The sequence below is a fragment of the Bacillus sp. HMF5848 genome (genome assembly GCF_003944835.1).
In the GTDB taxonomy this organism is placed as follows: domain Bacteria; phylum Bacillota; class Bacilli; order Bacillales; family HMF5848; genus HMF5848.
The window spans coordinates 183,924-206,476 of the sequence record NZ_RWIV01000001.1 but is presented as its reverse complement, the minus strand read 5'-3'; the positions used below and the strand labels follow the sequence as shown (position 1 = coordinate 206,476).

At 37.2% G+C, this 22,553-nt stretch carries 16 protein-coding genes; 4 read left to right on the top strand and 12 right to left on the bottom strand.

Annotated elements, in window-relative coordinates; translation table 11 throughout:
• Positions 1 to 5 precede the first annotated feature (5 nt).
• The 10 genes from EJF36_RS01090 to EJF36_RS01045 form a co-directional block, all read right to left on the bottom strand.
• Positions 6 to 3,161 carry a cellobiose phosphorylase gene (locus tag EJF36_RS01090; protein ID WP_125904616.1) on the bottom strand — a complete coding sequence of 1,052 codons (3,156 nt, stop codon included), beginning with the start codon at positions 3,159 to 3,161 and terminating at the stop codon, positions 6 to 8.
• A 607-nt stretch (positions 3,162 to 3,768) separates the two neighbouring features.
• Complete coding sequence (locus EJF36_RS22055) at positions 3,769 to 3,957, bottom strand: transposase (protein ID WP_395940609.1); 189 nt, start codon at positions 3,955 to 3,957, stop codon at positions 3,769 to 3,771.
• Positions 3,958 to 4,313: 356 nt separating this feature from the next.
• Positions 4,314 to 5,825, bottom strand: a complete 1,512-nt coding sequence (locus EJF36_RS01080) for a response regulator transcription factor (protein WP_125904615.1) — start codon at positions 5,823 to 5,825, stop codon at positions 4,314 to 4,316.
• Positions 5,818 to 7,686, bottom strand: coding sequence for a sensor histidine kinase (locus EJF36_RS01075; RefSeq protein ID WP_125904614.1), 1,869 nt, complete (start codon positions 7,684 to 7,686; stop codon positions 5,818 to 5,820). Before EJF36_RS01075 ends, EJF36_RS01080 begins: the two co-directional genes overlap by 8 nt.
• A gap of 106 nt (positions 7,687 to 7,792) precedes the next feature.
• On the bottom strand, positions 7,793 to 9,475 hold the full coding sequence (locus EJF36_RS01070) for an extracellular solute-binding protein (RefSeq protein WP_125904613.1): 1,683 nt from the start codon (positions 9,473 to 9,475) through the stop codon (positions 7,793 to 7,795).
• 161 nt (positions 9,476 to 9,636) lie between these two features.
• Positions 9,637 to 10,536: a carbohydrate ABC transporter permease gene (locus tag EJF36_RS01065; RefSeq protein WP_125904612.1), complete on the bottom strand. Its 900-nt coding sequence runs from the start codon at positions 10,534 to 10,536 to the stop codon at positions 9,637 to 9,639.
• A 15-nt stretch (positions 10,537 to 10,551) separates the two neighbouring features.
• Entirely contained in the window at positions 10,552 to 11,526 is a 975-nt protein-coding gene (locus EJF36_RS01060; protein WP_125904611.1) for an ABC transporter permease, read from the bottom strand.
• A 510-nt stretch (positions 11,527 to 12,036) separates the two neighbouring features.
• The gene (locus EJF36_RS01055) at positions 12,037 to 12,591 is read right to left on the bottom strand and encodes a nitroreductase family protein (RefSeq protein ID WP_125904610.1); all 555 of its coding nucleotides are present in this window, start codon (positions 12,589 to 12,591) and stop codon (positions 12,037 to 12,039) included.
• Between the two features lie 103 nt (positions 12,592 to 12,694).
• A complete protein-coding gene (locus tag EJF36_RS01050) occupies positions 12,695 to 14,872 on the bottom strand; it encodes a beta-propeller domain-containing protein (RefSeq protein WP_185806775.1) in 2,178 nt (725 codons plus the stop codon).
• A gap of 108 nt (positions 14,873 to 14,980) precedes the next feature.
• Positions 14,981 to 15,412, bottom strand: a complete 432-nt coding sequence (locus EJF36_RS01045) for a GNAT family N-acetyltransferase (RefSeq protein ID WP_125904608.1) — start codon at positions 15,410 to 15,412, stop codon at positions 14,981 to 14,983.
• A 132-nt stretch (positions 15,413 to 15,544) separates the two neighbouring features.
• Between EJF36_RS01045 and EJF36_RS01040 the strand changes: the two genes are divergently transcribed.
• From EJF36_RS01040 to EJF36_RS01030, 3 genes are all read left to right on the top strand, one after another.
• Positions 15,545 to 15,868, top strand: coding sequence for an ArsR/SmtB family transcription factor (locus EJF36_RS01040; RefSeq protein ID WP_125904607.1), 324 nt, complete (start codon positions 15,545 to 15,547; stop codon positions 15,866 to 15,868).
• A 24-nt stretch (positions 15,869 to 15,892) separates the two neighbouring features.
• On the top strand, positions 15,893 to 16,798 hold the full coding sequence (locus EJF36_RS01035) for a cation diffusion facilitator family transporter (RefSeq protein ID WP_125904606.1): 906 nt from the start codon (positions 15,893 to 15,895) through the stop codon (positions 16,796 to 16,798).
• A gap of 123 nt (positions 16,799 to 16,921) precedes the next feature.
• The gene (locus EJF36_RS01030) at positions 16,922 to 17,980 is read left to right on the top strand and encodes an acyltransferase (protein ID WP_125904605.1); all 1,059 of its coding nucleotides are present in this window, start codon (positions 16,922 to 16,924) and stop codon (positions 17,978 to 17,980) included.
• Between the two features lie 67 nt (positions 17,981 to 18,047).
• Here the strand turns inward: EJF36_RS01030 and EJF36_RS01025 are convergent, their stop codons facing one another.
• Positions 18,048 to 18,665 carry a class I SAM-dependent methyltransferase gene (locus EJF36_RS01025; protein WP_125904604.1) on the bottom strand — a complete coding sequence of 206 codons (618 nt, stop codon included), beginning with the start codon at positions 18,663 to 18,665 and terminating at the stop codon, positions 18,048 to 18,050.
• A gap of 241 nt (positions 18,666 to 18,906) precedes the next feature.
• Here EJF36_RS01025 and EJF36_RS01020 point away from each other — a divergent pair, with 241 nt between their 5' ends.
• Entirely contained in the window at positions 18,907 to 20,481 is a 1,575-nt protein-coding gene (locus EJF36_RS01020; RefSeq protein ID WP_125904603.1) for a peptide chain release factor 3, read from the top strand.
• 251 nt (positions 20,482 to 20,732) lie between these two features.
• Here EJF36_RS01020 and ilvD read toward each other — a convergent pair whose 3' ends face one another.
• Positions 20,733 to 22,409, bottom strand: coding sequence for a dihydroxy-acid dehydratase (ilvD, locus tag EJF36_RS01015; protein WP_125904602.1), 1,677 nt, complete (start codon positions 22,407 to 22,409; stop codon positions 20,733 to 20,735).
• Positions 22,410 to 22,553: the final 144 nt, after the last annotated feature.

The following is a 22,553-nucleotide window of genomic DNA, read 5'->3' as shown; positions in this document are numbered from 1 at the left end:
CCCCGTTAGTTTAAAATAACATCAATTTTCTTAATTTCACGATCACGAATGAGACGTGCATACTGTTCATCAATTACTTCGTCATGAATGTCTATTTGTTCTCCGTTATGATATAGAACATAGCCTGTAACCTTTGCTGCATCGTCGCCAAATGTGTTCTTACCCGATTGGTTTTGATACGTTACAGTAATATCACCTAAGAAAGTAAACTGCACTTGATTATTATCGTCAAACAACCAAGCCGGTATAATTGGTTGTAGAGCAAGTTGTAATTGACCATTTTGTACAGTAAATACGTCTTTACCCATCATCATGATTTGCCAAATATTTAAAAACTCCGCAGTTGTTCCACTTAATCTCGCAACAAAGCCTTGTCCATGAAGAGAAGCGTCTGGGTTTGCACTACTTGCAATAAACGAAGAATTCTCAAGTACACTTCTGCCATATACATTTGGATCCATAAATGGTGGTAACGCATGCTTTAAGTCCTCGAAGAACTCATTATACAAGCCTGCTTTTAACACACTCAATAAATACTTAAATTCCATATGCATAAATATTGATTCACGCTCTAACCAGCCTGGCGTAAATGCTCGTGCACGCCCTATTTCATACGTCATATCCTCTAGTGAACTAGATGTTTTGTACATGTGTAGTTTCTCGTCGTAAATGCCTGTTTGTCGCACGGCATTATACATATTCTCACGTTGAGACTTATCCGAAAGTGTCTTCAACGCTCGTGCTGGACCTTCCAAAAAGTGTGGTAAAGGCTGCACTTCAAATGATTTTACTTGAACAAGTGGCAAGCCTTTTTCATTCACGTTCTCCGTTATTTCATATTCTTTTGCATCAAAATAAAAATATGTCGGTGTTAGGCCGTCACCAAGCAATGTAGCCTTCTGAATACCATCCTCTAGCTTCTCAAGAAAAGCTTCTATAACAGTTACTAAAAATTTATTAGATAACTCGAGTTCTTTACCAACAAATCCATAACGCACCTTTGCACGGTAATCTTCACGAGCTGCTGCAACAGTATCCCAATACTGTAAGTCATCTAGCTGATTGTCACGATATAGTGTTAGTGCTTTCCAAACCTGTGTGAATAAATCGTGAATTTCCACAGGCAATACAATTGCGCTGTTATATTCTTTGCTACTTTGTAGAATAAAGGCTAATACTCTCTTAAGCTCAAATGTTTCTCCCATTGCCGATCCAAATAGTCCTGGCAATCCATTCATAGAGTCATTCCAACCAGGTTTATTCGCTTCCATTTCTACTCCCATACCAAATGGATCTAACGTAGCGTATTTCATCAATGCTAAGCTAACGAGCTTACTCATTAAGTTTGCTTGATAAGGTTGGCCATTCTTAGTCGTTAACCAACTACCTTTTCCATCATGGTCTTCGACAATAGCACCGTATTGACGAACCTTACCATCAGCTAACACGTACTTCTGTGAACGAGGTTTAACATATACATGACTATTGAAAAATCTGTACTCGCTATCGGCAAAGAGGAGCTGTTCCTTGTTATCTGGATATATCTTTAAATAGTTTTCTATTAAATCTAAGTTATATGTCCAATGGTCCATCCAGAAACCTTCGCCAAATTCCGCTTCGATGTTTTGTTCACTTCTTGATAATACAGCTTTTAAGAATTCAGGCATTGTCGCCTTCAATTCCATATTTCGGTCTACAATATCTTGTAATAGTGCACCTGGTGTATACTTACGACTAAGTTTGCGCTTCATAAACGCAATATCATCCTCGACAATAAAGAATTGCCCTAGCCACTCCCAATCTGTCTGGTCTACCAACTCAAAGCTTGCACCTTTAACCACTAATGGATTGTAACCATCTGCTTGAATCAGACTCATAAACAATTTAATGTTATAATCTCCAACCTCAGGATTGAAGAATACATCGTTTCTTCTATTTTGATTCACATCACGGAAGTTTCCGTTACCTTGTGAATAAAACTCTGGTGCAAGTGAGAAAAAGTTATAGTCTCGTTCTAAATCCCCATGCTTACGAGAATACACATAATATACAAACGGATCATTATCCGTTTCTAACATAACAGGATAGCCACCGCGTAACACGTTGTCTAAATAGTTTTGCTTACTATAAGCGTCAAAAAGTGAGCTGCTTGTTTTTGTCCATACATCCTTTGTAACAGTATCTACAAGGGATTGAGCTTCTTCATACTTTCTTTCCATATAGTTTTTCGTAGCTAAGTCTCCAGCTTTTTTGTTAACAATCTCGATGTCATTAACATGACCAATCATTGTATAAAGATTTACTTGCTCGTCTGCTTGCAACGTTTGAGCAAAACCAGAAAAACCACTTGGCACTTTATTTGCTGTAATTGGCTGTTCAGCTACTAGTTGCTCAACTGTTGTTTGCATAAAGTTACTAGGGTGAGACCATGCTGTGTTTGTACCAAACACAAGTGTATTATCAACTATCGGAGACAAAAGTTCCCCGTCATTTACAAAGCTCAGATAAAAATGACCCTTCGTAACATCCTCTACTTCAGCTGTGTCATTTGTTGATGAACGCACTCGATAATATGGAATGTTATGTTCAAGGTTGAACACATCCATCCAGCTTTTTAACGTATTCCCAACAGCCTTGTACGCAGCATCATCTACACCAAATGGAATGATAGCCGGTAAACCATCTACAACTTCTATTTGCATTGGCTCATTAGTTAAATTCTCAACCTTTACCTTTCGCACAAGTGCCGCGAAATTTTCATTCGGTAAAGTAAAGTATGTTACCGTTGTTTTAATACCAATTTGATTGTTCGTATCTTCAATAATTAGCTCGTTCTCTTTAATAAACATGTTTCGATTAGCATCAGGCAATCCTGGTGCAAACGGTTCATACATAGTAGTTCCGTTGATTTTAATAAACGTACGGAATCCATTTGTAGCAACCCGTTGGTATGCTTGATTTGCTGGGAAAAACTCTGTTATGGCATGATTTTTATCCTGCACACCAAAACTAACCATAGCTTGACCACGATTTACATAGAAGGACCACATCGGAATCCCATATAATCCTGCAATACCTGGTAAAAAGCTCGAAAACGTTTTAGCTTGATCAAACTCGTTTATAACAAAATATTGTTCATCATTAAACATGTAATTTGACATCTTAACACCTCATTAAATATTTATAATAGATTAAAGCACCAGTTTTTGTAAGCGCTATTAAAGCAAACACTAAATCTCCACATTGATGCTGAATAATACGGTCTCCTGTTCACTCTATGAAGCTCGTTTTATTCTAACTAAACGACAGATTATTACAACATTTCTTCCGTATAAAAAGGAAATGCGAAACGCAGCAGCGTTCCGCTATTTACTTAACATTAGGAAAAGTGAATCTGTTCTATTTGCACTAATGCTAGACTGACACACCTAGCATAGGTGTTTACGCATTTCTGTATAAATTACCTGTCTTTATTGTACCTTCTTTGCACGCACTTCTTTAGACCATGAATTTTGTATTCGGTTTCAAAATTTTAGATGCATGTAAAGCGTATCGCATCGTCTTATTTCCACAAATGCTGAAGTACTAGAAGATGCAGATGCGCTCTAACGTCATCGACTTTCCTCTGTGCGAACGAGACAAAGAAATTAACTTTTTCAGCCGTAACATTACATCTAAAACTGAACATGAAAGTCGAAGTTCAGATTTGCTTACCAAAAAAGAGGCTGTCCTAAAAGGTCATGAATAATAGACCTAATTGGGACAGTTTTATTTTTCGTGGGGGAAAATGGGTGTTTTTTTAAAGTGATTCCCTTCCAGAGTACCTATCGGTACTCCTAGATTGAATATTATGTACCACTTTCTCAAATTATGGGCAGCACAAAGCAGGCCAAAGTCTATGGTGTTTTTTGACAGGCCCTTCATTCGAAAGCGCGAGTATTCATTGTTGTATTTCAGTTGACCAAAGACAGGCTCGACATCTATCTTTCTCTACGGTATTTTACTTGACCTACTTTTGTCATCAAACGTTTTCTTACTTCTTTGCGTTTCATTTGGTTCTCCAACGAGACAAAAATACTCTTCGTATCTTTTCCTTTCGCAGGGCTTTGAATATATAATCGTACATTGTTGATTGTAGCGGAATGCGCTCGACTCCTGCGGGACATAGTGGCAGGCGTGAGACCCCGAAGGCGAGGAGGCTCACGGCCACCCCTCGGAAAGCGAGCGCAATGGAGCGAAAATCAACGCCACTGTTTTTTTAAAAATAAAAAATGCCCCAAAAACGTAAGTTTTGGGACACCCTCTTTTTACACTTATGGTGCTCTATATTCTTTTGCTGACACACCTACTAATTCTTTAAACACTCTTGCAAATTGCTTCGGGTTTTTGTATCCAACTAGTTCACTAATTTCCGATATTTTATAATCTGTTTCTTTCAAAAGCTTTTTAGCAGCATTAATTCTAATATGCTTTAAATAGTCGACAAAGTTTTGGCCTGTAAATTCTTTAAAGGCATGGCTAAAGTATGAATAGTTTAGTGAGATATGATTTGAAACCACCGCTAAATTTAGGTCCTTATGAAAGTTCTCTTTCATATAGTCAATGGCTTGTTCCATGTAGTTTTGTGCGGAATAAACGGACCGCAGCTGCTTCGTGTATTCATGCAGCCTCATAATCGATTCCTCGACGGCATAATAATACTCATGGAAATCCTTATATTGATACATATCACTGACCTTATTATATTGCTTAAATAAATCAATGGCTTCTTGACCAAATTTTTTAAAGAACACATCAAATATCTTTGCATTGAGGCCTTTATTGATCGATTCCATATACGATATATTCAACTTAGTAATTTTATCATAATCGAAAATTTCAAGTAACTTTGCCTTTAGTTCTTTATCTCTGTCCGTTCCTAACATATTTGAAAGTTTGTTAATATTATCAGTAGGTTGTTCTTCTGGTATTTGCTTCTCCTTCACATCTTCGAAAAATAACAAGGAACTTCTCGGAAATAGAAACTGATATTTCTTCGTAATCATCGCTTGCTCGTAAGCTTCTTTAAAATTTTGATAAGTACTTTGGGGGGCGCTTGCGGCAATTGAGCAGTTTATTGAATTACTCTCTGCTAATACGTTTTTCAAATGATAAAACACATCTAGTGTCGACGCTACCAATACAACATGTCCATCTTTATTACAAAAGCTAACTGTATGATTAGACTGTTTTTCCATTATGTGTTGTATTTGCAGAAGAAATTCATGACCATTCAAGCCATCTACGTTATCAATAACAGCGATATAGTAATGCGGTCCCACGATATCTGCTACTAGAAGCTCTTCACATTGTTGAGCGACTTTTTCCTTTGTTACATTAGGATTTAATAACATGTAATTTAACTGACTAGACCGATATTCACTTGCCTTATCATTTGCCGATTCACTAAGAGAATCTAGCTCATCAGCTACCCTTCTCAATGTTTGAAAGAGCTCTTTGCGATTAACCGGTTTTAATAAATAGTCTTTCACCCTGTTTTTAATGGCTGCTTTCGCATAAGAAAAGTCATCATGACCACTCAGTATTATTAATGCCGGTAGCTGTTCCATGTCCTGCAAGTTTTCGATAAGAGAAATACCATCCATTCTAGGCATTTTTATATCTGTAATGAGGATATCGATATGGTTGGCATGCAATACGTCTAGTGCTTCCACACCGTCTTCTGCCACAAACGTATTAAAGTAGTTAGCAAACTCTCTATTTACCATCGCTTGGATTCCTAAACGAATTTTTGATTCATCATCAACAATAAGTAGTTTATACATGTTTGCGCCCCCCTTTCATAATTAAGCTTGGTAGCTGTATAACCACTTTTGTATATTCGCCTTCTTCACTGTATATAGTGAGCCCATAATCTTCCCCATAATGTAACAATATTCTTTCGTTTACATTTAACAATCCAATACCATGTCCTTCTGTTCGAATAGGCTCGTCCAAATCCGCACCGTAAACACTTTTATTCAGCTGTACCAGTTTTTCTTTTGACATACCTATACCGTTGTCACGAATTTCAACTATGACTGTCTTATCACCATGGACATAAGCGTGAATGGAAATAATCCCTTTTTTCCCTCGAATGATTGGCATTAAACCATGTTTAACCGAATTCTCTACAATGGGCTGAAGAGACATTTTTAATATTTCTTGCTCTAACAGATGTTCTTCAACATCCACTTCAAGTACTAATTGGTTATCTAGGCGAAGGTTCATAACATCAATATAATTTTTAATATGTGTAATTTCCTCCTGTATAACAACAAAATCAGTTTTCCATCTAATGTTGTATCGCATCATTTCTCCTAAAGATGTCAGTGCATCGGAAATTTCATAATTCCCATCTATTTCTGCCATCATCTTGATGTTCTCTAGTGTGTTGTAGAGGAAATGCGAGTCGATTTGTGTTTTCAATGCTTTTAATTCTGCCTCTTTTGTAGCTGCCTGCTTATTCACTTGGTCGGCTATCAAACCATTAATTTTTCCTAGCATTTCTTTATAATGAAAGGATAGCTGAGCAATTTCATCATGTCCCGATATATCGACATCAACAGCAAAATCTCCTTTTTGTACTCGCTTCATAGAATCGATTAATTGATACATTCGTTTAAATAAAAATGATAAAAACAGATTAGTAATAACGGATAAAATAATGACTAAAAATAACGTTGTCGTTAACACAATATTTCGCCCTATTTTCACTTCGCTATACAACTCTTCTAGTGAAAGGACATTTATCATGTAAGACCCTATATCCGGTAAAAAGGTAGCTACAACTAAATATGGAGTGCGATTATTTGTAAATTCAAAGCTTACAATTCCATCTTTTTGCTGAGATGCCAACTTTCTCTTAATAAGCGAAATTTCTATGTTCTCATCTTCCAAAAATGAATTGTTAGGGTTGTGGAAGACTTTCATATTGGCGTCAATTACTATCATTTCTGAGCGCTCGCCCTCAATAGGTTTGTACATTTTAGGAAAGAAATTTTTTAACAGCATGCTCGTTTCCACGATGCCGAGATGTTCATTCTTAGGATATTCTAGCTCTCGCAAAAGGGATATTTTAGCGTTATCATTAGTCAAGATATGTCGTTCTAAAATATCTTCATCGTGTTCTTGAAGAAGCCATAACTCTTGACCATGGCGAATTAAGACCTCGTGATACCATTCTGTATGAATAATCCTATTTTCACTAAATATAATCGGCCACATCTCAGTCACATACGGGTTATCTGTATATACTCGAATATATTCAATAGCAGGGTTATTACTTTGTAGCTTTAGTACATTTGATAATGCATCAAACTTAAAATCAATCAGTTCATTCACATTGGATTCATTTCTAGATTTAATATAATCCGTAAAAGGTTGATCCGATACAACAAGTTGTGCTGTTCTTCGGAGCGCTTCGATATTGTTTTGAATGTGAATCCGTTCAATTTCAATTAAATATTCATTTTTTTTCATTATTTCTTCAATGGATTGCTCGTATGATTGGTTAGAAAAGTATAGTGTAAATGCACTTGCAGGGACCATGAACACAACTACGTATATGATGATAAGCTTATGCTGAAGCTGCCAGCCATACAGTTTTTGCCTTATCATTTTTTTCACTCTTTCAACTATGTTCATATCATTCACGTCCCATAAGTTTTCATGTATTATAGCATACTACCCAACACAGAAAAATAACGCCCAAAAAACCCAGAGAAATTAATCTGGGTTTTTATGGAAATTACTATTGTTGCTCTGCAACGTTTAACTTTGTTTTATTCACTTCGAACTGTTTTGCTTGATATGCTTTTACTTTGTCAAAACCAATGCTATCGCGCTTGTCTAAGAACTTATTGAAAAGTTCATCAAACTCAGCTTCAGATGATGCTAAAATTAGTTTCGGTAAAGTTCTACCCCACTCTTGAGCAATTTTACTTGCTGCTACACCTTCAGCAGATGTACCAGTAGGACTAATACCATCATATACAGCAAAACTCATTGTTTTACCTTTAGTCCAGTCTTCCATTTGTTTGTGTGGTGGTACTGCTGGTGGTGCCCATTGTAAGCTCATGTTTGTGTCCATTAGCATCCAATACTTGTATGAAGCGCCATATTGGTTATCAAATGCTGCACGGTCTTTTTGAAGTAAGTCTAATACTTCAGACGTGAATTGCTCTTTTCCATCTACTGTTTCATACGTTACGCCTTCTTGACCTAGATATAAGTCTTTTTGGCCTTCTTCACTGATTAGGTAGCTTAAGAAACGAATTGCTCTTTCTTTGTCTTTCACATTTTTAGAGATTAATGTTACTGTCCAACCAGAAATACCATCTCCCGCAAGAGTCGGAGCATCTAAATTAGAGTTAGCTGGACCATCTACTGCAATATAAACTGAGTTAGGATCATTTGCATATAATGCTTGTTGCTGAGCAGCAAAGTCACTGCGTTGATATAACATCGCAAAGTAACGACCTTGCGCAATTTTCTCTTCCATTTGTGGACGCTTATCGATGAAAATGTCTTTTGCTAATAAGCCCATGTCATTTGCTTCTCTAAACGTTTTTAACCAGTTAATATAATCTGGGTCAGTTGTGCGGTCGTATAACTCGCCATCCTTCTCCATTGGAATAGCTAAGAAGTTTTGTAAATAACCTTCTAATGAACTGTTCCCTACATCTGTGAATTCGTTCATACCGAACGGAATAAGTGGTGCACCGTTTACTTCAGGGAACTTTTCTTTTGCTGCTTTTAATGCATTTAAAAATCCTTCTGGTGTACGCATATCAGGACTTCCAATTGCTTCATACATATCTTTACGTACTAAGAATGTTTGGTTTGACGGTTTTAAATCTCTATAACGTTCAAAATCTTTAGGTGAAGATGAAGCATTTGGATAACCATATACATTGCCATCTTCTTGCTTATACCATTCTAGTTTTGCTGAGTCAGAAACTTTAAAGAAATATGGGTCATACTCTTCAGCTAATTCGTTTAAAGGAAGTACTAACTCACCTTCAATCATTTGCTTAACAGCATCTTCCCACCAACCGATTGTAATGAAATCTGGAAGTTTACCAGATGCAATCATTGTGTTTACTTTCTCTGCTTCATTACCTGCTGGAGAAATAAAGTTGATACTTACACCTGTTTTATCTGTTACATATTTAGAAACTGCATCATCGCCCCATTTATGAGCAAACCATGAAAAGTTCATATACCAATCAAATTCAATTGGTGATGTATCTACTTTCCAGCCTGGCTCATCTTCAGAAAGCGTTGTTTCTTCTGCAGGTTGGTCCGTAGTGTTCGACTTCGGTTCGGAAGCGGTTTCATTAGACGGCTTAGAACCACATCCTGCAAATAGTGCTAGCACTAATGAAAGAACAAGCAATAAACTAAACCCTTTTGTAAATAGTTTTTTACTCATAATAATTGACACCTCTTTTTTTTAGTATGTTTTTTTATGCAAAGGCTGAAAGATTTAACATGCAGGTGTCTATGAACAATTAGTTTCATTGTATCAAATTGAACACTTTTATAGCATGTCAAATCTAGTCAGCAACTTTTCACCTTAATTAAAACTCTTGCTCATCCTTTAACAGAACCGATAAGCATTCCTTTAACAAAGTACTTTTGTAAGAACGGATACACTAACACAATCGGTAATGTTGTAACAACCATTGTTGCTAATTTAATAGATTGAGACGTGACAGTTCGTGTTGTGATCCCACCTGGTGCATTTGTCATCATCTGGTTCGAACTTGATTCAGCTACTACTTTATATAAGTAAGTCTGAATCGGCTGCAGATCTGGATTGTTTACAAAGATAACCCCCGCAAAGTAGTCATTCCATTGGTATACACCTTGGAATAATGCAATTGTTGCAATAACAGGCATAGATAATGGAATTACTATCCTGATAAAGATCATTAAGTCGCTTGCTCCATCTATCTTTGCCGCTTCTTCTAATGAAGCTGGAAGCTCTCTAAAGAAAGATACAAATATAATTAGATGGAAAAAGTTAAATAATGCCGGAATGATGTAAACCAAAAAGTTATCAAATAATCCAATATCTCTTATGAGTAGGAACAACGGAATTAATCCACCACTGAAAAACATTGTGATAACACCGATTACCATATATAGTTTTCTACCATATAAGTCCTTACGAGATAGTGCATAGGCAACCATCGCTGTGAAGAATACGTGTGTCAGTGTCCCTATGACCGTTTTGGCAATCGTAACACCAAACGCTGTTACAATCCCTTGATTAGCAAATACTGCTTTATAGTTATCGAATGTAAACTCCCTAGGCCACCAATAAATACTTTGGCGCATCGCATCCATTCCATCATTTAAGGAATTGACTATGACATACCATATTGGATACAAGGTGATAAAGCATATAAAAAGCATAATTAGCATATTGATATTGTCAAAGATATACTCGCCTTTTGTTCGTCTATTAAGTTTGAATAGTTTCGGCATGGTAGAACCCCCTCTCTAGAATAGCGAAGTGCCATTCAGCTTTTTCACAATCTTATTTGCTGATAACAATAAGATGAAAGCAATAACTGCTTTTAATAAGCCTACTGCTGTTGCATATGAATATCTCGCATTCTGAATACCCGTTTGATATACATAGATGTCAACTACGTTACTAGCGCTTTCATTTAATGCATTACGTAAAATCAATATTTGATCGAAGTTTGAATTTAACACACCACTCACTGCTAAAATAAATAGAATAGCAATGGTTGGTCGAATAGCTGGAAGCGTAACATGCCATATTTTTTGAAAACGATTTGCCCCGTCAATGGTAGCGGCTTCATATAGTTCTGTTGAAACCCCAGCAATCGCTGCTAAGTATATAATGGCGGACCATCCAAGCTCTTTCCAAATATCAGACATTATGACAATACCCCAGAAATAGTCTGGCTCTGCTAAGAAGTTTGTTGGTTCATCAATAATCCTCATACCTAGCAAAATATCATTTATGATACCAATGTCCGCTAACCACGTTGTTAAAATTCCACCTAACACAACCCATGATAAAAAGTGAGGTAAATATGAGATAGTTTGTACCATTTTCTTAAACTGCAATGATGTAAGCTCATTTAACATTAGGGCAAAGATGATTGGTAAAGGAAATCCTATGAATAGTTTTATAAGACTTATTCCTAACGTGTTCTTTACTACAATCCAAAAATTTTCATCCGCTAGAAATTCTTTAAACTGCATAAGTCCTACCCAAGGAGCTTCTCCAATCGTTCGAATGACACTATATTCTTTAAACGCAATGATTAACCCGTACATCGGAATATAATTGAAGATGAACATCCATAGTACCCCAAGTAAAGCCATAACCTGCAAGGCTTTCTGTTGAGACAGCTTTCTTAAATGTCTTTTGAATTTTTCCTTTTTACTTAAGGTGACAATAGGAACTTCAGCTGTCACAATCTTAGTGCTGGTCTCCATATCCCTAGCACCTCCTGTTTCATACTTTTGTTTTTCTATACCTTTATAGTAAAAAATAAAGCCCTTTCATGTAAGGGCTTTATTTTTGCATTAGGTCGCATATTTTTAGGTGCAATCACGTCACATTTCTGTCACTTTTAACGAGATATTTTCGTTTTAATGTTAACGGATACATGTACGTGTGGCAGGCACAGAGCGAATCTCTTGTGTTTGTAGTCATTAAGGACAGTCAGACAGTCTACTGTTATTTATTCTAACGGGCAGAAACATCAGCTTGGAGTTGTTTTTGTACCATTACTTGTCAATATTCTACTTGTTCCTTGTCGAATTCTTACCACTTCTGTGTCGAATTTCTACCACTTGCTTGTCGAATTTCTACCACTTCCGTGTCGATATTCACCAATTTGACATATACTCACAACAATCTTCACATATTCTATTAAGTTTAATTGATATTTAACTCCTATATTTAAAAAAACCTTCGATACTAAAACGAAGGCTTTCACTAATTTATTTTGATTCATCAAAAACCGTAAACTTATCCTCAACGGCAGTACGTTTCGAAGCTTTTGGCTCGTTTGCAAAGTAACCCATATGCAAAAATCCTACAACTTGCTCATCAGCTTGGACATCTAAATACTCTCTCACTTTTGAGTCATGTATAAAAGGTGGTGTTTTCCAAACAACTCCCAGTTGCTGCTCCCAAGCTAACAATTGAAAGTTCTGCAGCATACTACTTACCGCACCAAAATCCTCTTCCCATTCCTTTTGCCGCGAATCTTTGTTCATAATTACTGTTAATATCACAGCCGGTTGCATAAAGACAGTTTGAACATTGTGACGCACTTTTTCTGGTAACAACTCAATTAAACCATTCACAAACTGTTCTTTTGCTTCTGAAGGAACAAAGAGGAAACGCCACGGTTCTCTTAATCCATGTGTGGGCGCCCAAACCGCATCGTTAAGCAGTTCCAAAATTAAATCCTGAGAAACAGGAGCATCTAAATACCCACTTTTAACGGAACGGCGTCCACGAATGATACCTCTTAAATTTGATTGACTCATATACTTCATCCACCCACCTAATATTTTTATACCCCGACATGTATAATACCATACAAAAAAAGAGTCTTCCACTCACAACTTCCGGAAGACTCAGGGCTATCTTTTATTTTGTCTTAATTTGCTTAATATCAGTAATATTTTTTATATCATGTGCAGAAACATAGTAATTTGAAATAGCATACAGAGTATCATCAATATAAAGCAATCTCTGTATCTCACTTTCCCACTCATGATATTTTAAATTCGTTCCTTCTTGATGGGTTATGCTTCCTTGCAATTGAATTCCTTTTACTAAATCAATATTGTACACATATCCACCTTGAAACTGAAATTCAGTGTCCCATTCACTTCCTTCTACGCCGTTATAAACAGCTATTGGAAAAGCGAATAAACCAGTCTTCTCATTAAACAGTAATGCTTTATGGTCATGATTCAATGGAGAGTATGTCCCTCTTCCCCCAATAATCTCCGTAAATTTTTCTTTTGGATTATTTACATCTGTTATATCAAAAACTGAGATTTTCACACCTTCTTGAATGACTCGAGGCTCTTGATCTGGATTCTTACTTGGTACTACCCTCGTATCATGTCCAAAGCCAATTAAGTGATTGTCTCCATAAGGATGAAGGTAATTACTAAAGCCCGGGATTTTCAATTCTCCTAAAACAATTGGCTTAGCAGGATCGCTCAGGTCAAAAACAAACAATGGGTCCGTCTCTTTAAAGGTTACTACATAAGCACGATCTCCCATAAAACGCGCTGAATAAATGCGTTCGCCACGTGCAAGCCCTTCTATGGCTCCTACCCGCTTCATATTTTCATCAAAAATATAAAGACTATTTGACGATGGCCGGTCATTGTCCCAAGCATATCCTACTGTTGTAGCAGCTCGAAAATGCCCTGCATGTTCATCCATAGAAAATTGATTTAGTAAATGTCCTGGCATATCGGCACTACTCTGTAACACGACATCTAAGCCATCAACCGCAAACTTATACACGCTTGTGTATTCATCGTCCCTCTCACGCTCAAGTCGCTCTATCGTATACGGATACTTAGTTACGGCCAAATATATATTTTCATGTGACATATAAAATTGATGGCCACTGCCAAGAAACGTTGTTGTTTTTACAGTATTGTTCATTTCTTCTAAATCAAAGGCCGAAATTATAGAAAAGTTCCCTTCAGCTGAGTCAGGAATATAATACAACTCATCATAAGATACCGTCATTGACTTATTTCCTTGCACAGAATCCTTATATCGAGGTATCAACATTTCTACATCGGCCTTTTTATTTTCAGCGAGTAACCAGTAGTTCGGCCAATGATTCGCTACCAAGTATACTTTAGAGCCTATTCTTCTAGAAGAAACAAGTGACCCTTCTAACGTAACCCGTCTTAATTCCACAGGCTTTTCTTTTGTTGTTATATCATATACAATGGCTTCCGTCCCATTTTGGATTGGCATGATTGCTTTATCTTCTAACATATCTTCTGATTTATAAGAATAGTCATGGTCATAAGAATAGCCTATAACAACTAACTTGTTTTCATAATAAAATAACTCTTGTGGTTGAAATCCAGATTCATAGGTGAGTTCAGCTAATACTTCCATGTCCTCTGCCGGATAGGCTTTCATAATAACAAGCTCATTGTCACGAATGTAATAAATATGAGTACCATCTGTTTTAAATCTATCAGCCTCGTCAATCCCTTTTACTTGAACATTTGTTTCTGAATAACTTACTTCGCCCTCTGATTTCATAGCACTATTATCTTCGATACTTTCCTCAACAGCTATCCCATCCATATACATTCGTTCTTTCTCTTTAACCCACCTTTTAGTGAGTTCTTCAAGCTTCTCTTTTGAGCCAACAACAGGTAAGCTTTGAATTACTTGAAAAGGTACCGATATATCAGAGCGTATTTCCTTTCCATCAATAGCTTTTAAAGAAGAGTCGATATGAAGTGTATATGAAGAAGCAGGTATATATCCATCTTCGGGCGGCATCAGAATGACTGACTTTTTGTTCTCATGAAGTTTAACATCAATGGCTAACTTTTCCCCTCTTCCATCTGTTATATAAATCGAATTTTCATGAATAGACTCATCATCTAGCTCCTTCGTAAATGGGATCATCCAAATTTTATTCGGAAGAACAGCTTGATTCTTGTTAGCTGCTGTCCAATCTCCGGCTACCACTGGCTTCGACTGATTAAATATAATAAGACCGGCCATAATCAGCACTACGACAAGAACACCTGCTACGATTTTTTTCACGGTCATCCCCTCCTACGTTTCTTTACTTTAATAGACGAGGGGAATTATGAAATGTTACACACCTTGTTTTAACAACGTAAATCCAGACTAATACTTTTCGGACTAACATTAACTACCTAGTTTCTTTAAAAAAACATAACTAACTCGATCATACTTCATTTTTTCCTCATAAAAACGATGAGCATCTGTACGTTGCAGTCCTGATGATAGAGACACTTTGTTGTAACCCTGCTCCTGCGCCCAATCATGAACATATGTTAATAACGCCTCACCATATCCTTTAGAACGAACGTCCGGATCTGTCACAAGATCACAAACCCAAATGAATTTCCCATTATATAATGTAACCATAGGCATAAATCCCGTAACTGCAACAAGTCTGCTATTATCAAATACACCAACAAGCTGGTAACTCTCCTGCTGCTGTGCCTCTTTTACTAAAGACAAGTATGATTTTTCGTCTAAGTGTGTTCGTAAATGCTTCATAACAGGATAACCTAGCAAAATATCACTTTCCGTATTAAGATGTTTAATTTCCATGTTTATCTCACCCCATCTTATATTTATAATTACATTTTATATACAGAAAAAGGAATTGACTACCAAATAATTCCACAATATAATTAATATATGAACACATACTCATATATTGAATAAAAGAAGGTGTAAAACATGACTGATATTGATAAAAACGAATCAACTCCTACAGAACTAGATGAAGAAACATTATTTATTGTTTCCCAAACCTTTAAAGCACTGGCTGATCCTACACGCATACGCATTTTACATTTATTATTTCAAGGAGAGCATTCGGTTAATGGCATCGCTGAGAAACTAAATTTACTGCAAACAACAGTCTCTCATCAGTTACGCTTTTTGAAGAATTTACGTTTGGTAAAATATCGACGCCAAGGAACAACTCTTTACTACTCACACGATGACAACCATGTCATGAATATACTTGAGCAAACTATACATCACTCCCAACACCATTAATTTTTTTGAAATGGAGGAATTAATATGGGACATTCACATGACCATAGTCACCACCATCACCATGGAAACGATGCAAATAAAAAAGCACTACTTATTAGCTTTATTTTAATTTTCTCATTTATGATTATAGAAGTGATAGGAGGCATTTTAACAAATAGTCTAGCCCTTCTTAGCGATGCTGGGCATATGCTCAGCGATGCCTTTGCTCTAGGACTAAGCTTAGCAGCATTTAAGCTTGGCGAAAAAGCCACGAATGCAGCAAAAACTTACGGCTACAAACGCTTTGAAATACTAGCCGCCTTCATAAACGGGCTAACACTGTTAGGTATTTCTTTATATATCTTTTGGGAAGCATATCACAGGTTTTTAGCACCACCAGAGGTTAGTACAGGTATGCTATTCATCGCAAGTATTGGTTTAGTCGTGAATATCATAGTAGCCTGGATACTACTAAAGGGAGACACAAGTCATAACTTAAATTTACGTAGCGCCTTTTTACATGTTCTTGGAGATATGCTTGGTTCTGTTGGTGCCATTGTTGCTGGTTTACTCATTTACTTCTTCAATTGGAATATTGCTGACCCAATCGCAAGTGTACTTGTAGCGATGCTAGTTCTTATAAGTGGTTGGAGAGTAACAAAAGACTCTCTACACGTTTTAATGGAGGGTACACCTACCGATATAAGTCTTGAACAAGTTAAAGCAGCACTTCAACAAATACCTGGCGTGAAAAATATTCATGATTTACACGTATGGTCCATTACATCGGACTTTCCTGCATTAACCTGTCATATAACGGTTGGCTCTGACGAGAATCGAGATTCAATACTTCACTCTGCCACGGCCATGCTCAAGAATGAATTTCACGTAGCTCACACGACCCTGCAGATTGAAAGTGAAGATTTCGAACAATGTGAAACATGTAATTAAAGGAAAATGTCTAGCTCTCTCGTATCGCAGGGGATGCTAGACTTTTTTTTCAAAAAAATACATATATCGTACAGCTAGCTAGTCTGCTATACTAATCTCACAATAATTTGAGGAGAATACAGAATGCAAAGAAACTATTCATTTGATTACTTACGTGTTATAGCGACAATTATGGTTGTATTGATCCACACCTCCTCTCCTGTTATAAGTCAATTTACACCCACAACGGGTTGGCATATTACAAATATATATGAGGCACTTTCACGAGCATCTGTCCCTATTTTTGTTATGATTTCAGGTGCATTATTTTTGTCACAATCTAAGGAAATTAAAATCAAAAGCTTCTTTTTAACTCGTTCACTAAAAGTAGTTATTCCACTAGTAACATGGAGCGCACTATATTTATTACTAAAAATGTTAGTAATTAATAGCATCCCTGTATCTTTAACAAATGCCTTACAATTATTTTTAACCGGGAATGTTCACTTTCACTTTTGGTTTTTATACATGATTATTGGGTTATATTTAATTACACCGCTTGTACATGTGTATGTTAAACATGCAAGCAAACAAAACCTCACATATTTTTTAGGGATGTGGCTAGTTAGTTCTGTTTTATTTAAGCTAATTAACTATATGTATCAGATCACTATCCCTATTGAACTAAGCTTTGTAACTGGTTATGTTGGCTATTTTATTCTTGGATATTATCTAGTAAAATATCCAGCTAAGAAGCTGATAAAGTATTCTTCTATAGTATTTATAATTAGCGTCGGCATGACAGCTGGGTTAACGGCACTTTTCTCAAATCAAACGAACGCATTTTATTCTTTTTGGTATGAATATTTATCACCAAATGTAGTGCTATCAGCAGTCGGTTTATTTTTGATGTTTACTCGTTTCACAAAGCCATTACCACGCATCTACAAGATGATTAATGAGACGAGCCTAGGCATATATTTACTTCACCCGCTTGTACTTAGCTACTTAGATAATGTTTTTGGTTTATGGATTTATAATCTTCACCCAGTAGCTGGTATACCCGTGCAGGTTGGTCTAACCATTTTAATATGTATGATTGTCGTTATTGTGATGCAAAAAATACCATTTGTAGAGCTAATGGTACCTGGGTCTAGCAAAAAGAAACACGTTTCAATCAATAAACAACAGCTACAGTTGTAATGTCTGTTTGATGGAGCTAATAAAAAATGCCAGTTGTCTCTCGTATAGAGATTTACTGGCATCTTTTTTATTTTTTACAAACAGCAATACCGAAAGGATAATGAATTCCCTCACGCCCTGGGGCTGGTTCTACAAGAACACCTTTTTGATAAAAGAAATCCTTATTCGTATAGCGACAAAATAGCTGTTGAAACTCTTCATTCGTTAGTTGATGAACATGAAAGGGTTCAAGTGTAGTTTTCCCCCTACCACTTCCAAATGGAGTAGATAAAACTAATGTACCACCTGGCTTAAGCATGTTATAAATATTATCCATGAACTGCTCTTCTTCTGTAATATGTTCAATTGTTTCAAAGCTAATAATGACATCAAACTGACCTAATCTGTTTGGTAATTCAGGATTTACGGCATCCTCTACTCGAAACGTAATAAGCGGATGATAATACGCTCCTTCAGCATACTGAATCGTTTGAGGATCACTATCAATAGAAACTAGTTCCTGTAATTGCTTTTTAGCAGCTTTCGCTATCATTTGGCTACCATATCCACTCCCACAAGCTATGTCTAATGCACGTCCTTTAATATAGGGAATAGAAAAGTGGTACCTTGCTACATGCTCTAACAACATGCCATTTGTTGGTTTCATTAAATGAGGAATTACACGTTCGCCCGTATATTCTAGCATGAAATACTTCCTTTCATACAAAGCCTGTCTTCATTATGCTTTAACACCTAAACATACCATAGCATAAACTGCTATACTATAGCAGAGCAGGAATTTTATTAAGGTCCTTGCTTAAAAATAAGTATATACAATTACTAAAATAGATATTAAGCTGTAATATGGAGCAAGAACATGGTCGGAAAATTGTGTTAAAGCGCCACATCTCCACATCATCGAATTATATAAATAAGGGGTACCTACTATGAACCTTGAGCATGAAATAAATAAAAGAAGAACCTTTGCTATCATCTCCCATCCCGATGCTGGTAAAACTACGCTGACAGAAAAATTACTATTATTCGGTAATATTATACGTAACGCCGGGACCGTGAAAGGAAAAAAATCAGGGAAGTTCGCTACATCTGATTGGATGGAGATAGAGAAGAAGCGCGGAATTTCTGTTACATCTAGTGTCATGAGCTTTCCGTATGACAACTACTATGTAAACATCTTAGATACGCCTGGACATGAAGATTTTAGTGAAGATACGTATAGAACCTTAACAGCTGTCGATAGCGTTGTTATGATTATCGATGCAACAAAAGGGGTCGAGCCTCAAACGATTAAACTATTCAAAGTGTGTCGCATGAGAGGCATACCTATCTTCACATTTATTAATAAGCTGGACCGTGAAGGAAAGGAGCCGCTTGATCTATTATCAGAGATAGAAGAAGTATTAGGAATTGAATCATACCCGATGAATTGGCCGATTGGCATGGGGAAGCGATTCTTAGGCTTGTATGATAGATATAGTAAGCAGTTCATACAATATAAAGGCAATGAAGAAGAAGCTATTCTTTCGTTTGACGACAAAGCTTATGTAGAAGATATTAAAAACCATCCAACCTTTAAAGAAACAGAAGAAGAATTAGAGTTAATTAATCAAGCTGGAAATGAATTCTCAATAGATGCTGTTCAAAAGGGTGAGCTAACTCCCGTTTTCTTCGGCAGCGCCATTTCTAATTTTGGTGTACAAACATTTTTTGATACATTTTTACAATTTGCATCTCCACCAAAACCAAGGAAAACAAATGAAGGATACGTAAACCCAAATCATCCTGACTTTTCAGGCTTTGTTTTTAAAATTCAAGCTAATATGAACCCTGCTCATCGCGATCGTATTGCATTTTTACGTGTCTGCTCAGGTCAATTTGAACGTGGGGCGTCCGTTACTCTCACAAGAACGCAAAAGAAAATTAAACTAGCTCAATCACAACAATTCCTTGCTTCTGACCGTGAGACAGTAGAAGTAGCTTATCCAGGTGACATTATTGGCATATACGACCCAAATCAATACCAAATCGGTGATACGATAACAGGTGGTGCAGACATGTTTGTATATGAGGAATTACCTCAATTCCCACCAGAACTGTTTAAAAAAGTCACCGTGAAAAACGTTATGAAATCGAAGCAATTTAAAAAAGGTATCGAGCAGCTAGTGCAAGAAGGTGCTATACAATTATTTCGCCAATACACAACAGATGAGTATATATTAGGAGCAGTTGGACAGCTTCAATTTGATGTATTTGAATACCGTATGAAAGCTGAGTATAATGTTGAAGTTGTATTCCAAATTCTTGGCGACCGAGTGCCGAGATGGATTGCAACGGACAAGGTCGATGCAAGACTCTTCGATTCGAGAAACTTACTTGTGAAAGACAGACATGAACGTCTAGTTGTTCTTTTTGAGAATGATTTTGCTCTACGCTGGTTCCAAGATAAGCAAAAGGACATTCAGTTAATTGATTTATTTGAAATTAATAATTATAAAAATTAGGCTTTTTTTAAAGATGGCTGTTGATTTTTAAATACTTTTTGATTGTAGCTAAACGCACGTGACTCCTTAGGGAAAGCTGGAGGGCACTGAAAAAGTCTAGACTTGCGCCGAGAAGGCTTCTGAACCGCCCGCGGAAAGCACGTGCAGTGGAGCGAAAGTCAACATTGAAGTTTAACAGAGTAAAAATTAAAATTCCAACACAAAAATAAAAAATGCCGGCCCCTCACTTTATAGAGGAACCGGCTTTTTCCTTAAATCTTCATTATTCCACCGGTACTTGCTGATGTGACAAGCTTAGAATAACGTGCTAAGTATCCTGTTTTCACTTTAGGCTCGAAGCCCTGCCACTTTAATTTTCGTTGCTCCCACACATCGTCCGCTACTTCAACATTCATAGAGCGACTCTCAATATCTATTACAATATGATCACCATTTTCTACGAACGCGAGTGGTCCTCCTTCAGCCGCTTCCGGCGATGCGTGCCCAATCGATAGCCCACGAGATGCCCCTGAGAATCGCCCATCCGTTACAAGCGCCACCTTAGGTCCAAGGCCCATTCCAACGATTTGAGAGGTTGGTGCTAGCATTTCTGGCATTCCGGGTCCACCCTTTGGCCCTTCATAACGAATAACAACCACATGTCCTGCTTTTACATCACCTTTAGCAATACCTTCAAGCGCTTCTTCCTGTGATTCAAAAACAATAGCAGGTCCTTCGTGACGAGTAATGCCGTTTTGCACGCCACCTGTTTTAATAATGGCGCCATCCGGTGCTAAATTTCCAAATAAAACGGCAAGACCTCCCTTTACACTATATGGATTGTCTATCGAACGAATAACCTCATCATCCTTCACTTCACATCCAGCAATATCTTCACCAAGCGTCTTTCCTGTAACAGTTAACGTATCTAGATGAAGTGTTCCCTCTTTTTTCGATAACTCATGTAACACAGCTGTAACACCACCTGCTTCATGCAAGTCCTCAACGTGATGGTCTGATGCTGGTGCAAGCTTTGAGAGCTGTGGTACACGCTCTGCCACTTCATTAATTCGTTGTAACGGATACTCTAATCCTGCCTCATTAGCAAGAGCCAATGTATGCAGTACGGTATTTGTAGAGCCCCCAAGTGCCATATCTAATGCAAATGCATTATCAATTGCTTTTTCCGTTACAATATCTCTCGGTTTAATATCCTTCTCGATTAAATGCATAAGCTGCTTCGCTGAACGCCTTACAAATTCTTTCCGCTCTGGTGATACCGCTAAAATAGTCCCATTCCCTGGAAGAGCTAGCCCTAATGCTTCACTTAAGCAGTTCATAGAATTGGCTGTAAACATTCCTGAACAAGAGCCACATGTTGGGCAGCCAAACTGCTCAAGCTCTTTTAAGCCTCCTTCATCTAGTTTACCCGCTTGATAGGCACCAACACCTTCGAATACCGATGATAACGAGATCTTTCTGCCATCGCTCGTAACTCCAGCCTTCATCGGTCCACCACTAACAAAAATAGTAGGTATATTTAAGCGTAATGATGCCATTAGCATACCCGGCGTAATTTTATCGCAGTTCGGGATACAGACCATGCCATCAAACCAGTGCGCCGCTACGACTGTTTCTACAGAATCAGCGATAATCTCTCGACTTGGCAATGAATATCTCATCCCAATATGCCCCATAGCAATACCATCGTCTACACCAATAGTATTCATCTCAAATGGCACGCCACCCGCTTCACGAATTGCTTCCTTAACAATTTTACCGAACTCTTGTAGGTGTACATGTCCTGGGACAATATCAATATACGAGTTTACGACAGCAATAAACGGTTTATTAAAGTCCTCTTCTTTAACTCCCGCAGCACGAAGTAGGCTCCGATGTGGTGCACGGTCAAATCCCTTTTTGATCATGTTACTTCGAAGTTCAGCCAAACATGTCTCCCCCTTAAATTTTCAGAAAAATAAAATTTCTTACTATTATAACACTTCTTATTCGGACGTGTTAGCGATAATACATAAAATGAGAAAATTTTAACAAAAGCTGGTCTCTTGATAACCAAACTTAAAAAATAAAAA